Below are 15,353 nucleotides of genomic sequence, written 5' to 3' on the forward strand. Positions count from 1 at the left end.
AGATCAGGCGTCGGCGGCAACCCGCATCGAAACGATGGTATCCGGATCGCGGACCGGTTCGCCGCGCTTGATGTTGTCGATATTCTCCATTCCTTCGACGACCTGGCCCCAGACCGAATACTGCTTGTTGAGCCAGGGAGCGTCGGTGAAGCAGATGAAGAACTGGGAATTGGCCGAGTTCGGCATCTGGCTGCGCGCCATGGAGCACGTTCCGCGCACATGTGAAACGTCGGAGAATTCGGCCTTCAGATCCGGCTTCGAGGAACCGCCCATGCCCGCGCGGGACGGGTTGAATTGCTCGCCGCCGGTCTTGCCATATTGCACGTCACCGGTCTGGGCCATGAAATCCTCGATCACGCGGTGAAAGACCACCCCGTCATAGGCGCCTTCACGCGTCAGTTCCTTGATGCGGGCGACATGGCCCGGAGCCACGTCCGGCCGCAGCTCGATCACCACCCTGCCCTTTGTGGTTTCCATGATGATCGTATTTTCCGGATCCTTGATCTCGGCCATGATTCTTCTCCTTCTGTTTCAGTCTTACCTGCCGACCTTAACGCTGATCATGCGATCTGGATCGGCGACGGCACCATTATTGGCGTCATCGCCGAGTTTGATCTTGTCGACATTCTCCATGCCTTCGACCACCTTGCCGACGACCGTGTATTGGCCGTTGAGGAAATCGCCCGGTGCGAACATGATGAAGAACTGCGAGTTGGCACTGTTTGGATCCTGGGCGCGGGCCATACCGACCGTGCCGCGCTCGAAGGGAACGTCGGAGAACTCGGCCGGAAGGTTGGGCTTGGACGAGCCGCCGGTTCCAGCGCGATCGGGCTGGTAGCCGTCCTTCACGTCGCCGAACTCGACGTCGCCGGTCTGGGCCATGAAGCCCTTGATGACGCGATGAAAGGCGACATTGTCATATTCGCCCGCCGCGGCCAGTTCCTTGATCTGCTGGACGTGCTTCGGGGCGATATCCGGACGCAGTTCGATGACCACCGGACCATCCTTGAGCTGAACCGTCAGAATGTTTTCGCCGGACTGCGCCAGCGCACCTCCCGTGAAGGTTGCGAGCGCCAAGGCTCCGGCAAAAGCGAATTGGAGAATCTTCATTGGGACTCCTTGCGTGATGTAAAGCTTTATTTGCGCTTTGCCTGCAGCGCCTGGTGAACCGCCCCAGGGACGAAAGCGCTGACGTCACCGCCCATAGCCGCGATCTGCCGAACCAATGTGGCCGTAATGGGCCGCGAGGCGGTACCTGCCGGCAGGAACAGGGTCTGAATGTCAGGGGCCATCTGCCGGTTCATGCCCGCCATCTGCATCTCGTAGTCCAGGTCCGTTCCATCGCGGAGCCCCCGGACCAGCAGCCTTGCGCCGTGCTTGCGGGCGGCATCGACCACGAGATTGTCGAAAGAGACGACGGAGATGTCGGCTGCCCTCTCCGGCAGCGTCTCCTCAAGCGCGGCCCGGATGAGATCCGCCCTTTCGTCGAAAGTGAAAAGCGGCGCCTTACCGGGATGAACTCCGATCGCGACGATGACCTTGGCTGCGACGTTCAATGCCTGGACGAGTACATCGAGATGCCCGTTGGTGATCGGATCGAAGGAGCCGGGATAGAAAGCCGTGGTCATCGCGCCTGTTTCCGTTTGGTGAAGCCTTTTGTCACGGACGGCCGCGGACCGCAAGGGTTGTACGATCCTTGCTTCCTGTTCCCCCGGAAACAGCGTCGGCAAAATGGTGATTGCTAGATGAACGCAACGTTCAAGAGGGTTTCACACCGCAAGTCTTAGTGTGGAGCCAAGTCGACGGGAACTTTTTTCAGTACCTGCCGTTTAAAACCACGAAAGGAGACGGCCATGGGACTTGCTCTATTTTCGATGGCGATGTTCTTCGCGATGGTCGTTGCGACGATCCATGCGCTGCGAGACGAGGACCGTGACCGCGCGACCGTGCTGTTGCCGCTGGCCGATAGACGCAGGCGCAAATGACGAATTCTAATATCGTGGCTCGCCACAGTTGAAACCAATGCCTCCAGGAAACTTCTCGCCGGAAGTTTCACAAGCGATCCCATTCTTCCCCTGATGCGATCGCTTCTACAAGCCGGACGGTCTCCCCTGCCCGTCCGGCTTTTTCTTTGCGCACATGCCCTGCCTTTCTGGCTGGATACCTGTGACAAGCACAGGAATGAGGAAATCAAACAAGACGCCGCGGGTATCCGATCTCGACAGGCCTTAGCCGGCCGGGGCCACGCTCACCCTGCGGAGGAGACGGAAGAAGCGCCAGTTGAGCAACAGCGCCGCAGACGCAAGACCGAGGACGAAGCCGAACCAGACGCCGACGCCGCCGAAACCCAGCGGAAAGGCAAAAGCCCAGGCGCAGAAAAAGCCGATCGGCCAATAGGCGATCATCGCCAGGATCATCGGTATGGTCGTGTCCTTGAGGCCGCGCAGCATGCCGGCGGCAATGGCCTGCAGGCCGTCGACGAGCTGGAAGGCACCGGCGATGACGATCAGTGGTCCTGCAAAGGCGAGAACCTCAGCTGCATCGGGCCGCCTCGTATCGAGGTAGAGGCCGGCAAGCTCGTGCGGAAACAGGGCGAAAATCGTGCTGCCGACGGCAGCAAAGCCGACGCCGAGCGTCAGCACGGCAATTGCGGCACGCTTCACGCCTACCATGTCGCCGCTGCCATAGGCCAATCCTATGCGAACCGTTCCGGCCTGCGCCAGCCCAAGCGGGATCATGAAAGCGATGGACGCGAACTGGAGTGCTATGCCGTGGGCAGCCAGTTCGATGGTTCCGATCGTGCCCATGAGCAGCGAAGCCACGGTAAACAGGCTGACTTCCGCGAGAATCGTCACGGAGATCGGAATGCCGAGATAGACCACCTCTCCGAAAGCGGGCCAATCCGGCCGCCAGAAGCGGACGAACAGCTCGTAGCGATGCAGTTCCGGCTGCCGTCGGATATAGCCTATCGTCAGGGCCGCACCGAGCAGGGCCACGCCGAGAGCGGCGACGGCCGCTCCGAAGATGCCCAGCTCCGGAAAACCGAAATGGCCGAAAATCAGGACATAGCAAAGCGCGGCATTCAGAACCAAGGTCACGAGCGTCACGTAGAGGATCACCCCTGCCCGCTCGAGCCCGCTCAAGAATGCCCTGAGGACCATGAAAATGAGGCTGGGGAAGATCGCCCATTGGGCGATACGCAGGTATTCTCCCGCAAGCGCAGCAACTTCGGGTTTCTGCCCGGCAAAGAGAAGGATCGGCTCGGCCATCCAGAGGACCGGCGCAGTCAGCACGCCGTAAAGCAGCACCACCCACATGCCCATGCGTACCGAGCGCCGCACGGAGACCTGATCGCCCCGGCCCTGCGCCTGAGCAACCATGGGGACCACCGCATTGGCAAATCCGCTGCCGAAGATGAAGACCGTGAAGAAGACCTGCGTCGCGAGGATGATCGACGCCAGCTGGGTGGCGCCCAGCTGGCCGACCATGAGCACGTCCGTCGTATTGATCGCCAACTGGGCGAGCTGGGCGCCGATAAACGGCACGCCAAGATAGAGGCTCGCGCGAAAATGCGTGGGCCATGAATTGTCGCTCTGCGCAAGCACGAGGTCTTTGGTCGCGGTCAGCATGAGGAATCCTGGCTCTGCACCGGCAATGGGCAAAGGGCAAAATGAAGAAGAGAGAACGAATTAGAGCACCACCAGGGCTTGCGCCAGCGGTAAAGGCCGAACTGCTCGATTTTTCATCGATCGATCAAGAAAATTGATCAATCTGGAGGCAGGGAAGCCACGGACCGCTATGCCTCCGTCACGCTCGGAACGGCATCCCGGATGACATTTCCCCGGCCGGCGCGGACCTTGGCAAGGAAAATCACCAGCGCGGCGACGATCAAACAGCCTGCCAGGGCATAGGGGGCGCCTGAAAAGCGATAGGCGGCTGCAGGGTCGGTGAAAAAGGCGAAAATTTGCGTGAACATCAGAGGCCCGACGATCGTGGTGATGCTGGATATGCTGGTGAGCGCACCTTGCAGCTCGCCCTGTGCCGAAGGCGGGACATGGACGGAGGCTATGCTGCGGAGCGGCGGGTCGGCGACGCTTTCGAGCGCCGTCGCGACGATCACCGCATAGACCATCCAGCCTTCCCAGGCGGCCGCATAGCCGGCCATCCCGAGGGCTGTGAAAGTGAGCCCGAGCGCTGCCGTTCGCCTTTCTCCCAGTGCGGGCACGACGCGGGGAGCACCAGCGCCATCACGATTGCGCCGCCGACGCCGAAGATCCCCAGCGAAAGTCCGATCTGCCCTTCGCTCCACCCGTAGCGATAGGAAGCAACGAAGGACCAGACGGCCGGGTAGACGGCGTGAGCCAGCCAGTAGAGGAAGAAGACGAGGCCTACCCAGCCGATCCCCGGATAATGACGCATCTGCTTGAACGCGCCGAGCGGATTGGCCCGATGCCATTCGAAGCGGCGCCGGTTGGCCGGGGCGAGCGTTTCCGGCAGGAGAAAGACCCCCATGATGAAATTGACGAAGGAGAGGGCTGCAGCACCATAAAAGGGCACTCTCGGGCCCATTTCGCCAAGGAAACCTCCGATGACCGGGCCGAGCGCAAAACCGGTGCCGAAGGCAATGCCGATCAGCCCGAAATTCTTGGCGCGGTTCTCATCGTCGCTGACATCCGCAATGTAGGCGGACGCCGTGCCGAAGCTTGCGCCGCTGATGCCGGCAAGGCTGCGTCCGATGAAGAGCATCCAATAACTGGTTGCAAGCGCACAGATCAGGTTGTCGACAGCGAATGTCAGCACGGAGGCGAGCAGGACCGGCCGACGCCCGAAGCGATCGCTCAGATTCCCGATAAGCGGTGCGAAGAGAAATTGCATCGCCGAATAGACGAGCAACAACCACCCGCCGTCGATAGCGGCCTCGCCGACATCCGCGCCCGTCAGCTCCTCCAGATAGGTCGGCAACACCGGCACGATGATTGCGATGCCCATGATGTCGAGGAAGAGAATGAGGAAGACCAGGAACAGGCCGCGTCTCACGAATTTCTTGTCGAGCATGAAGCTCCCTCCCCGCTTTCCGCCGAAGCGGAGACAGAACGTGAACGACGTTACCAGATTAGGTGTAACGGCTTGCCTGATCCGAAACAATACGTGAACATGTCAAAGTTTAAGATGGTACCGATCGGTTGTGCTGATAGCTCGTATAGCCTCCGCGTGCATCATTGCCCCGCATGCCGCTGCTCCGACTTCAGGAAGTCCACGAAGGCGCGCACGGGCGCCGGCAGGTGCCGGCGACCGGCATAGTAAAGGAACGGCCCGGGAAAGCTGGTCTCCCATGCTGCAAGGATGCGAACCAGTCTCCCGGCCTCGATCTGCGGTATCAGGAACTCCTCGAAGGTACGGATCACCCCTAGGCCGTCGACGGCCGCGCCGAGCTCGAGGTCGACCGAATTGGCGAGCACTGCCGGCGGCGGCGCAATATTCATCGCCATTTCTCCCTCGCCAAATTCCCACGGCAGCGAAACGCCGTTCTGGAATTGGTGGCGGATGGTCGCGTGGTCGAGAAGATCGCGCGGATGTCGCGGTTCGCCGTGCCGGGCGAGATAGTCCGGAGCGGCCGCTGTGATGTAGCGCTGCACGCGCGGACCGATGGGAATTGCGATCATGTCCTTCTCGACGCGCTCCTCGTAGCGCACGCCGGCATCGAAGCCGGCGGCAAGCACATCGATGAAGCCATCCTCGGCGGTGACCTCCAAGGTGATCGCCGGATGCGCTTTCATGAATCGGCCGACGAGCGGCGGCAGGATGACCCTTGCGACGATGGTCGGAACGTTCAACCGCAATGTACCTGCCGGACTGCCGCGCTCGCTCGCCACCTGATCGAGCGCTCCGGCAATCTCCCCGAGCGCCGGCGACAGCCGCTCGAGCAAGCGCTTGCCCGCTTCCGTCGGCGTGACGCTGCGCGTCGTGCGGTTGAGCAATCTGACGCCGAGTCTCGCCTCCAGCCGTCGCAGGGCTTCGCTGAGCGCCGAAGCGGAAACGCCGCGCTTGCGGGCGGCCGTACGAAAGCTGCGCTCCCGTGCAACCGCGGCAAAGGCGTCGAGATCGGCAAGCGGCAGATCATGCATTGTACAAAATTCAGAACAAGTCGTTTCGCTTGTGGGTGATTATCGCACACTGCCATCCGAAGTAAACATTGCATCGACGCAAGCGGCCGCGGGACGGCCTCATCAAAGGAGAAACGAGATGCACATGGTTTCGCTCGGGAATTCCGGTCCGAAGGTCTCGGCAATCGGGCTTGGCTGCATGGGAATGTCGGGCATGTACGGTCCGTCCGATCGCGCGGAAAGCATCGCCACCATTCATGCGGCCCTCGATGCGGGCATCACCCTGCTCGACACCGGCGACTTTTACGGCATGGGGCACAACGAGATCCTGATCGGCGAGGCGCTGAAGGGGCGCAATCGAGACCAGGTGCAGTTGAGCGTCAAGTTCGGCGCATTGCGGGATCCGGCCGGCGCATGGCTCGGTTACGATGCACGACCGAACGCTGTACGCAACTTTCTCGCCTATACGCTGCAGCGCCTTGGTGTCGAATATATCGACGTCTATCGCCCCTCCCGTCTCGATCCGAACGTGCCGATAGAGGAGACGATCGGTGCCATTGCCGACATGGTAAAGGCAGGCTATGTGCGCCATATCGGTCTCTCCGAAGTAGGCCCGGACACGATAAGGCGCGCGGCAGCCGTTCACCCGATCTCAGACCTCCAGATCGAATATTCGCTGGTTTCGCGCGGCATCGAGGACGAGATCCTGCCGGTCTGCCGCGAACTCGGCATCGCCGTCACAGCCTACGGTGTGCTGTCGCGCGGGCTGATCAGCGGCCACTGGCAGAAAGATGCCGCAAAGGGCGGCGACTTCCGAGCGATGAGCCCCCGGTTTCAGGAAGGAAATATCGAGCGAAACCTCGCCTTGGTCGAGGCGCTCAGACGCATCGCCGAGGCCAAAGGCGTTACCGTCGCCCAGATCGCCATCGCCTGGGTCGCCGCTCAAGGTCACGATATCGTGCCGCTCGTCGGTGCGCGCCGGCGGGACCGTCTCGCTGAAGCACTCGGCGCGCAGGCGGTCCGACTGGACGCTGACGACATGTCTGCGATCGAAAGCGCCGTGCCGAAAGGCGCCGCCGCCGGTGCGCGTTATCCGGAAGCACAGCTCGTGCACATGGACAGCGAGCGGCAGAGATGACGAAGGAACGCCGGACCGGGCAGCCCGGTCCGGCGTTGTGATCAGATAGCGCCGGAGAACGTGTCGCAATCCGACATCTTGCCGCTGTCGAAGCCCCGCTGGAACCACCGCATCCGCTGCTCGGACGTGCCGTGATTGAAACTTTCCGGGACGACATAGCCCTGCATGCGCTTCTGCAGCGTGTCGTCGCCGATCTGGGTCGCAGCGTTCAGCGCCTCCTCCAGATCGCCACGCTCCAACAGCCCCTTCTGCTCGGTGTACTTGCCCAGATTCCGGCGAAGCAGTCCGCCTGCAGTTCGACCCGGACCGACATCTGGTTCGCCTCGGCCTCGCTCATGCGTTGCCGCATTTCATTGAATTTTGGCAATACGCCGATCAGGTTCTGGACATGATGGCCGACTTCATGCGCCAGCACATAGGCCTGGGCAAAGTCGCCGGAGGCCTCGAACTTCTGGGCCAGCTCGTCGAAGAAGCTCATATCGAGATAGACTTTTCGGTCGCCGGGGCAATAGAAAGGACCCGAGGCGGACGAGGCAAAGCCGCAGGCCGAGCGGACCGAGCCGCTGAACAGCACCAGCCTCGGTTCTTCATATTGCTCGCCGCTTGCCTGGAAGATGCCGTTCCAGGTGTCCTCCGTTTCGGCAAGAACCGTGGCCATGAAGGCCTTCATCTCTTCTTCCTCGGCCGTGCCCTGCGGCGCCCCCGAACCGTCGCTCTGCTCGAAGCCCGGCATGTTCGCCGGGCCTCCACCCTCGAGCACCTGGAGCATGTCGATGCCCATCGCCTTCAGGACGAAATAGAGAATGACGAGGAAGATGAGCGTGCCGAAACTCATGCCGCCGCCGGCGCGACGCATTCCGCCGCCGCCACCGGGCAGGCGGAATCCACCGCCACGACCGAAAGGACCGCCTCCCCGGGGGCCGGCCCCGCGTTGATCCTCGATGTTTCCGGACTGGCGGCGGCCCTTCCATTCCATGATCTGTCCTCCAGAAGGCGTCGCCTCTACTTTAGCGCGCTGAGTGATTTTATAAGCCGGGGCGGCGATCCTTGTAAAACGCAATCGCCGTCACCCGGTTGCATCTGACGCATCGTTTTGTCGAGCGGAGCTGCAGGCGCAAAGGGCAAGGGCCGCAGGATTGACGCTCGCGCCGTGTTCGGCTCCAATGGAAAGCAAGCGACGGGAGGAACAGATGAAGGCAGTGCGTCTGGAGTCGGTGGGAAATATCTCCGTTCGGAACGTCGAGATTCCCGTGCCCGGGCCTGACGATCTGCTCGTCAAAGTGGAAGCCTGCGGCATCTGCGGGACCGATCGTCATCTTCTTCATGGGGAATTTCCGTCGACGCCGCCGGTAACGCTCGGCCACGAATTCTGCGGCATCGTCGTTGAAGCCGGGAGCGGCGTTCGAGACATCGCACCGGGTGCGAGGATTACCGGAGATCCCAACATCTCCTGCGGTCGCTGCCCCCAGTGCCAGATGGGCCGGGTCAATCTCTGCCGGAACCTGCGCGCGATCGGCATCCATCGCGACGGCGGCTTCGCCGAATACGTCCTGGTGCCGCGCAAGCAGGCGTTCGAAATTCCGCTTACTCTCGATCCCGTGCACGGCGCTTTCTGCGAGCCTCTCGCCTGCTGCCTGCACGGTGTCGATCTTTCGGGCATCAAGGCGGGCTCGACGGTGGCGATCCTGGGCGGCGGCGTGATCGGCCTGCTGACGGTGCAGCTCGCGAGGCTCGCCGGCGCCACGACGGTCATTCTGTCGACACGCCAGGCAGCGAAGCGTCGTCTGGCCGAGAATCTCGGCGCCACCGCATCGGTCGACCCGTCGGCCGGCGACGTCATCGAGGCGATCGCGGGTCCGGCAGGTCTCGTCCCCGGAGGGGTCGATGTCGTCATCGAGTGCGCCGGAGTCCCGGAAACGGTGAAGCAGTCGACGCGCCTCGCCAAAGCGGGCGGTACGGTCGTGATCCTCGGCGTGCTGCCGCAAGGCGAAAAGGTCGAAATCGAACCGTTCGACATTCTCTTCCGCGAGCTCCGCGTGCTTGGTTCCTTTATCAATCCCTTCGTCCACCGCCGCGCGGCCGACCTGGTCGCGGCAGGCGCGATCGAGATCGACCGGTTGATTTCACGGCGCATATCGCTCGATGAGGCGCCTGGTGTCATTTCAAATCCCGCCGCTGCCGGCGAGGTGAAGGTATTGGTGATCCCGTCCGCCGAGCGGGTGGCGCAGCAGTAGCGATTCCATAGGAGAACCGTTGGTTCGAGAGGCGGAACAAATATCTTCGCTTTCTTGTCGATTCCCGAATTTTCGGGGTTCCGCTGGCGAAAACATTTGCCTATAAGCCGCTTCTAGCCTGAAAAGACCATCAATGCGCGACCCGGCCGGTGACCTCCCAACCTGGCCGGTTTTTCGCGCAGCTAGAAACGGATGATTGCCCATGCCGAAGCGCCAAGACATCAAATCGATCCTCATCATCGGCGCGGGGCCGATCGTCATCGGTCAGGCATGCGAATTCGACTACTCCGGCACCCAGGCGTGCAAGGCGTTGAAGGAGGAAGGCTACCGCGTCATTCTGGTCAACTCCAACCCGGCGACGATCATGACCGATCCGGGACTGGCGGACGCGACCTATGTCGAGCCGATTACGCCCGAGGTCGTCGCCAAGATCATCGCCAAGGAACGCCCGGACGCGCTGCTGCCGACCATGGGCGGACAGACGGCGCTCAACACGGCCCTGTCGCTGCGCCGCATGGGCGTGCTCGACCGCTACAATGTCGAGATGATCGGTGCGAAGCCCGAGGCGATCGACAAGGCGGAAGACCGTGCCCTGTTCCGCGAGGCCATGGCGCATATCGGCCTGGAGACGCCCAAGTCGCGATTGGCGAACGCCACGGACATCAAGGACCACGACCGCAAGTCACACGAGGCGGAGCGCTCGGCCCTCAAGGCGAAGCTTTCCGGTGACGAACTCGACAAGGCGCTGGACGAACTCGAAAACCAGTGGAACCTGGGCGAAGGCGATCGCAAGCAGCGCTATGTGAACCATGCCATGGCGATCGCCGCACAAGCGCTCGACGATGTCGGCCTCCCCGCGATCATCCGGCCGTCCTTCACGCTCGGCGGCACCGGCGGCGGCATCGCCTATAACCGTTCGGAGTTCTTCGAGATCGTGGGCAGCGGTCTGGACGCGTCGCCGACGACGGAAGTCCTGATCGAGGAATCGGTCCTCGGCTGGAAGGAATATGAAATGGAGGTCGTCCGCGACAAGGCGGACAACTGCATCATCATCTGCTCGATCGAGAACATCGATCCGATGGGCGTCCACACGGGCGATTCGATCACCGTTGCGCCGGCGCTGACCTTGACCGACAAGGAATATCAGATCATGCGCAACGCCTCGATCGCGGTGCTGCGCGAGATCGGCGTCGAAACGGGCGGCTCGAACGTCCAGTTCGCCGTCAACCCTGAGAATGGCCGCCTCGTCGTCATCGAGATGAACCCGCGGGTCTCGCGCTCCTCCGCACTCGCATCGAAGGCCACCGGCTTTCCGATCGCCAAGATCGCCGCCAAGCTCGCCGTCGGCTATACGCTCGACGAGCTCGAGAACGACATCACCGGCGGCGCGACGCCCGCATCCTTCGAACCGTCGATCGACTACGTCGTCACCAAGATCCCCCGCTTCGCCTTCGAGAAATTCCCGGGAGCCGAGCCGACGCTCACGACCGCAATGAAATCGGTGGGCGAAGTCATGGCGATCGGCCGGACCTTCGCCGAATCGCTGCAGAAGGCGCTGCGCGGACTTGAGACCGGGCTGACCGGACTTGACGAGATCGAGGTTCCCGATTTCGACGACAACGGCGACGGCCGCAATGCCATCCGCGCTGCGCTCGGCACGCCGACGCCGGACCGCCTGCGCATGGTTGCCCAGGCGCTGCGGCTCGGCATGAGCGAAGCCGAAGTGCATGAAGCCTGCAAGATCGACCCCTGGTTCATTGCCCAATTCAAGGCGATCGTAGACATGGAGGCGCGCATCCGCGAGCACGGCCTGCCCACCGACGCCGAGAACCTGCGCATGCTGAAGGCGATGGGCTTCTCCGACGCCCGGCTTGCGACGCTTACCGGCAAGCGTCCGAAAGAGGTGGCAGAGCTTCGCAACGCACTGAACGTGCGCCCCGTCTACAAGCGCATCGACACCTGCGCGGCCGAGTTCGCATCGCCGACCGCCTACATGTATTCGACCTACGAGACGCCTTTCGTCGGTGCCGCCCGGTCGGAGGCGCAGGTTTCCGATCGGAAAAAGGTCGTCATCCTCGGCGGCGGACCGAACCGGATCGGCCAGGGCATCGAATTCGACTACTGCTGCTGCCATGCCGCCTTCGCACTGAAGGACGCCGGCTACGAAGCGATCATGATCAACTGCAACCCGGAGACGGTTTCGACAGATTACGACACCTCCGACCGGCTCTATTTCGAGCCCCTGACGGCAGAGGACGTGATCGAGATCATGCGTGCCGAACAGGAAAACGGCACTTTGCATGGCGTCATCGTCCAGTTCGGCGGCCAGACTCCGCTGAAGCTTGCCGAAGCGCTGGAAAAGAACGGCATCCCGATCCTCGGCACCGCGCCGGACGCGATCGACCTCGCCGAGGACCGTGATCGCTTCCAGAAGCTCCTGATGAAGCTCGACCTCAACCAGCCGAATAACGGCATTGCCTACTCCGTCGAGCAGGCCCGCCTCGTCGCCGGCGAAATCGGCTTCCCGCTGGTTGTGCGCCCGTCCTATGTTCTCGGCGGTCGCGCCATGCAGATCATCCATTCGGAAAGCATGCTGCAGAGCTATCTGCTCGATACCGTTCCGGGGCTGGTTCCTGAAGACATCAAGCAGCGCTATCCGAACGACAAGACCGGCCAGATCAACACCTTGCTCGGCAAGAACCCGCTCCTCTTCGACAGCTACCTGACGAATGCGATCGAAGTGGACGTCGATTGCCTTTGCGACGGCAAGGATGTCTTCGTTTCGGGTATCATGGAGCATATCGAGGAAGCCGGCATCCACTCGGGCGACTCCGCCTGCTCGCTGCCGGTGCATTCGCTCGGCACGGAGATGGTCGACGAGCTGGAGCGTCAGACGGGGGCGCTCGCCAGGGCGCTGAATGTCGGCGGTCTGATGAACGTGCAGTTCGCCATCAAGGACGGCACCATCTATGTGCTCGAAGTGAACCCGCGCGCTTCACGCACCGTCCCCTTCGTCGCCAAGACGATCGGCGCGCCGATCGCCAAGATCGCCGCCCGCGTCATGGCCGGCGAAATGCTCGACGAGGCGATCGCCGCCTATGGCAAGAAGCCGGATCCGCGCAACCTGAAACATATCGCCGTCAAGGAGGCCGTGTTCCCCTTCGCCCGCTTCCCGGGCGTCGATACGCTGCTTGGCCCGGAAATGCGTTCGACCGGCGAGGTCATCGGCCTGGACACCGACTATGCGCTGGCCTTTGCCAAGTCGCAGCTCGGTGCCGGCGTCGACCTGCCGCGCGACGGAACGGTTTTCGTTTCGGTTCGCGACGAGGACAAGGAACGGGTGCTGCCCGCGATTCGCATTCTCGCCGATATCGGCTTCAAGGTCATGGCGACCGGCGGCACGGCGCGCTTCCTCGGCGAGCAGGGCATCGTGGCAACCAAGATCAACAAGGTCCTGGAAGGACGGCCCCATGTCGAGGACGCCATCCGCAACCGGCAGGTCCAGCTCGTGATCAACACGACCGACGGCAACAAGGCGATCTCCGACTCGAAATCGCTTCGCCGTGCGACGCTGATGCAGAAGGTGCCCTATTACACGACGATGGCCGGCGCCGAGGCCGCGGCACTCGCCATCAAGGCACTGAAGGCAGGCAACCTCGAAGTGCGTCCGCTGCAGAGCTACTTCGAAGCCTGACCATTGCGGATTTACGCTTCTGAACGCAGCCTGAATGTCCGATTCAGGCTGCGTTCCATTGCCGCATGGTTCCATGCCCCGACATGCGGAAACGGATCACCCGTGACGCGCATGGTTGGGGCAACGACATGCAGCTATATTTCTTCGATCTTCATTGGGATGACGATTGTGTCACCGATGACGAGGGCATCCTTCACTTCGATGAGGGATCAGCGCTCTATTACGCCCAGCGCATTGCCGACAGGATCGGCCGCGACGCGGATTATGGTTCCCTGAAGGTCACGATACGCTCGCAGGCAGGCGCGCTCCTTGCAACGGTCACGCCTTCGCGGGGCCGCGCCGCCGAACAGGAAGCCCTGCTCGGCCGCCGCCCCGTTCTGTTCCCGCATCCGTTCCAAGCCGGCCTTGCGCCGGCCGCGGCTCGGTGAACGCTACCGGATCGCGGCCCTGCCCTCGCATCGCGCCAGCCGCAGGGTCCTGATCCCGAAGAAGAGCGACGCGGCGGCGAGAACGCAGCCGAGCGCGAAAACGCCCAGCATTGCCGTCGAAATCACCCGAGCGCTGACACCTTCGTCGAATCCTCCGGCATTGGCGACCGCTCCGAAAACGGCCGCGCCGATCGCATAGCCGGCGGATTGCAGCGTCGGCAGCAGGGCCGAGGTCTTGTCGCGTTCCTCGATGGTCGAGACGTTCATCAGCAGTTGGCTCAGCGTTCCCCAGCAAAGGCCGAAACCGGCTCCGACGGCGCTCTGGCTGACGAAGACGAGGCCGTATTCGCCGGAGCCGACGGCGAGCGTCAATCCGCCGAGGCCGAGGCAGAGGAACAACGGACCGGTCCAGACCAGCCGTATGCGCGTCTCGTGAGAGCGAAGGCTCGCGACGATGATTGCCGTCAGGCTCCAGGATATGGCCATCAGGGCATTCGAGAAGCCGGCGGCGGTCGGGCCGAAACCCCAGAGATGTTGCAGCGCGTAGACGAGATAGACGGAGCCCGAGGCCTGTGCCAGAGGCATCAGCAACACGACCCAGAGCCCTGTTCCGAGCGGGCGATCGAACGAAAACGCGCCGAAGGGGAGGATGGACTGCGGCGATCGGCGGTCGAAGCGAACGGTCGCGACGACGACCGCGAGTGCAGCCGCCAGCAGCGCCGACATCCTGTAGCCGTCGGCAGCCGTATTCGAGAGCGAGATCAGCATTATGCCGAAGCCGAACGCCACGAGGCGCAGCAAGGGAACGGGTCCGGCCGTCCTTGGACCTTGCTTTGGCTGACGAAGGATTGCGACGACGAGCGCTATGAAGATTGCGGCTGCCGGTATGTTGACGAAGAAGGCGGCGCGCCAGGACCAATATTCCGTGAGCAGGCCGGATATCAGCGGCCCCCCGAAGGCGGCGGCAGCCCATACGATCGCTTCTGCGCCGAATATCTTGGGCACCAGCCGCTGCGGAAAGAGCTCCGGTATCAGCGCGTAGCACAGCGCGGCAATGATACCCTCCCCAAGGCCCTGGAGCACCCTCCCGGCCAGAACCTGCGGCATGCTGCTCGCCATCGTCGCGATGGCCGTGCCCGTCGCGAAGACGAGCGCGGCAACGATCAGCGTGTTGCGCGCACCGAACCGGACCTTCAGGCTTGCCGCCAAGGCGCCGCCGACGATGGCGAAAACGAGATAAAGCGTGAAGGCCCAGGACAACAGGGCGGCTCCGCCAAATTCCGCGACGGCCGTCGGCAGTGCCGTCGAGACGAAGAACTCGTTGAAGGCAAAAAGCGCGACGCCAAGGCACAGCGTCACGGTTGCGGCGAGATGGCGCGGCCGAAGGAGCTCGCTCCAGCTCCCCTCCTCCACGTCGATCTCCGTCTGCGGCGCCGGACCGGCCACTTGTGATTCCTCTTCGACTAAACTCATGATTCGGCCCCGTGTGGTTGGTATGGAGCCGGCACTGATACGACCTCAATCGCGGTTGAGGTAAAGAGGCTTTACTGCAGAATCTCACCTTTATCCCAACCCGCCGGAAGCCGCGGATCGATATGGCGTGCCGCGCGAGGATCGCGAAAAATCTGGCTTTCGGACTTCGGATTCTGTTATAAGATCGGTTCGGTTTGTTCGGACGGTTCCGGTGCTTGCGCTCCGGAGGCCGTTTTCTTTTGCGCTGGCGCCGCCGAAAGGCGGCGCCGCGTGTTCGATGAA

The 15,353-nt window shown here is 62.5% G+C and carries 11 protein-coding genes and 2 pseudogenes; 5 read left to right on the top strand and 8 right to left on the bottom strand.

The window, feature by feature from the left end; genetic code table 11:
- Positions 1-3: 3 nt before the first annotated feature.
- From N0Q91_RS09800 to coaD, 3 genes are read right to left on the bottom strand one after another with little or no spacing between them, the layout of a single operon-like run.
- Entirely contained in the window at positions 4-513 is a 510-nt protein-coding gene (locus N0Q91_RS09800) for a peptidylprolyl isomerase (protein ID WP_003529604.1), read from the bottom strand.
- 24 nt (positions 514-537) lie between these two features.
- The gene (locus tag N0Q91_RS09805; RefSeq protein WP_018097677.1) at positions 538-1,110 is read right to left on the bottom strand and encodes a peptidylprolyl isomerase; all 573 of its coding nucleotides are present in this window, start codon (positions 1,108-1,110) and stop codon (positions 538-540) included.
- A 26-nt stretch (positions 1,111-1,136) separates the two neighbouring features.
- Entirely contained in the window at positions 1,137-1,628 is a 492-nt protein-coding gene (gene coaD, locus N0Q91_RS09810; RefSeq protein ID WP_018097678.1) for a pantetheine-phosphate adenylyltransferase, read from the bottom strand.
- A 225-nt stretch (positions 1,629-1,853) separates the two neighbouring features.
- On the opposite strand from coaD, the gene N0Q91_RS09815 reads away from it, so the two are divergent.
- The gene (locus tag N0Q91_RS09815) at positions 1,854-1,985 is read left to right on the top strand and encodes a hypothetical protein (protein ID WP_003529597.1); all 132 of its coding nucleotides are present in this window, start codon (positions 1,854-1,856) and stop codon (positions 1,983-1,985) included.
- Positions 1,986-2,228: 243 nt separating this feature from the next.
- On the opposite strand, the gene N0Q91_RS09820 is transcribed toward N0Q91_RS09815, so the two are convergent.
- From N0Q91_RS09820 to N0Q91_RS09830, 3 genes and pseudogenes are all read right to left on the bottom strand, one after another.
- Positions 2,229-3,629, bottom strand: a complete 1,401-nt coding sequence (locus tag N0Q91_RS09820) for an MATE family efflux transporter (RefSeq protein WP_275597971.1) — start codon at positions 3,627-3,629, stop codon at positions 2,229-2,231.
- A 167-nt stretch (positions 3,630-3,796) separates the two neighbouring features.
- Positions 3,797-5,055: pseudogene (locus N0Q91_RS09825) on the bottom strand (TCR/Tet family MFS transporter).
- Between the two features lie 161 nt (positions 5,056-5,216).
- Entirely contained in the window at positions 5,217-6,125 is a 909-nt protein-coding gene (locus N0Q91_RS09830) for a LysR family transcriptional regulator (protein ID WP_275597972.1), read from the bottom strand.
- Positions 6,126-6,243: 118 nt separating this feature from the next.
- Here N0Q91_RS09830 and N0Q91_RS09835 point away from each other — a divergent pair, with 118 nt between their 5' ends.
- Complete coding sequence (locus tag N0Q91_RS09835; RefSeq protein WP_275597973.1) at positions 6,244-7,242, top strand: aldo/keto reductase; 999 nt, start codon at positions 6,244-6,246, stop codon at positions 7,240-7,242.
- A 41-nt stretch (positions 7,243-7,283) separates the two neighbouring features.
- Here the strand turns inward: N0Q91_RS09835 and ypfJ are convergent.
- Positions 7,284-8,218 (bottom strand): annotated as a pseudogene (gene ypfJ / locus N0Q91_RS09840) (KPN_02809 family neutral zinc metallopeptidase).
- 214 nt (positions 8,219-8,432) lie between these two features.
- Between ypfJ and N0Q91_RS09845 the strand changes: the two are divergent.
- The 3 genes from N0Q91_RS09845 to N0Q91_RS09855 all read left to right on the top strand — a co-directional run bounded on the left by N0Q91_RS09845 (position 8,433) and on the right by N0Q91_RS09855 (position 13,598).
- Complete coding sequence (locus N0Q91_RS09845; protein ID WP_100673995.1) at positions 8,433-9,476, top strand: zinc-dependent alcohol dehydrogenase family protein; 1,044 nt, start codon at positions 8,433-8,435, stop codon at positions 9,474-9,476.
- A gap of 202 nt (positions 9,477-9,678) precedes the next feature.
- Positions 9,679-13,170 carry a carbamoyl-phosphate synthase large subunit gene (gene carB, locus N0Q91_RS09850; protein WP_100673996.1) on the top strand — a complete coding sequence of 1,164 codons (3,492 nt, stop codon included), beginning with the start codon at positions 9,679-9,681 and terminating at the stop codon, positions 13,168-13,170.
- 83 nt (positions 13,171-13,253) lie between these two features.
- Positions 13,254-13,598 (top strand): DUF6894 family protein, encoded by a 345-nt coding sequence (locus N0Q91_RS09855; RefSeq protein WP_275597974.1) that lies wholly within the window; start codon positions 13,254-13,256, stop codon positions 13,596-13,598.
- A 3-nt stretch (positions 13,599-13,601) separates the two neighbouring features.
- Here the strand turns inward: N0Q91_RS09855 and N0Q91_RS09860 are convergent, their stop codons facing one another.
- Positions 13,602-15,044: an MFS transporter gene (locus N0Q91_RS09860; protein ID WP_275598116.1), complete on the bottom strand. Its 1,443-nt coding sequence runs from the start codon at positions 15,042-15,044 to the stop codon at positions 13,602-13,604.
- Positions 15,045-15,353 lie beyond the last annotated feature (309 nt).

The sequence above is a fragment of the Sinorhizobium prairiense genome, from assembly GCF_029201645.2.
In the GTDB taxonomy this organism is placed as follows: Bacteria; Pseudomonadota; Alphaproteobacteria; order Rhizobiales; family Rhizobiaceae; genus Sinorhizobium; species Sinorhizobium meliloti_A.

Bases quoted from the DNA above. Each gene is read 5' to 3' on its own strand.
- N0Q91_RS09805 (WP_018097677.1), bottom strand. From the start codon at position 1,110: ATGAAGATTCTCCAATTCGCTTTTGCCGGAGCCTTGGCGCTCGCAACC.
- N0Q91_RS09820 (WP_275597971.1), bottom strand. From the start codon at position 3,629: ATGCTGACCGCGACCAAAGACCTCGTGCTTGCGCAGAGCGACAATTCA.
- carB (WP_100673996.1), top strand. From the start codon at position 9,679: ATGCCGAAGCGCCAAGACATCAAATCGATCCTCATCATCGGCGCGGGG.
- N0Q91_RS09800 (WP_003529604.1), bottom strand. From the start codon at position 513: ATGGCCGAGATCAAGGATCCGGAAAATACGATCATCATGGAAACCACA.
- N0Q91_RS09845 (WP_100673995.1), top strand. From the start codon at position 8,433: ATGAAGGCAGTGCGTCTGGAGTCGGTGGGAAATATCTCCGTTCGGAAC.
- N0Q91_RS09830 (WP_275597972.1), bottom strand. From the start codon at position 6,125: ATGCATGATCTGCCGCTTGCCGATCTCGACGCCTTTGCCGCGGTTGCA.
- N0Q91_RS09855 (WP_275597974.1), top strand. From the start codon at position 13,254: ATGCGGAAACGGATCACCCGTGACGCGCATGGTTGGGGCAACGACATG.
- N0Q91_RS09815 (WP_003529597.1), top strand. From the start codon at position 1,854: ATGGGACTTGCTCTATTTTCGATGGCGATGTTCTTCGCGATGGTCGTT.
- coaD (WP_018097678.1), bottom strand. From the start codon at position 1,628: ATGACCACGGCTTTCTATCCCGGCTCCTTCGATCCGATCACCAACGGG.
- N0Q91_RS09835 (WP_275597973.1), top strand. From the start codon at position 6,244: ATGCACATGGTTTCGCTCGGGAATTCCGGTCCGAAGGTCTCGGCAATC.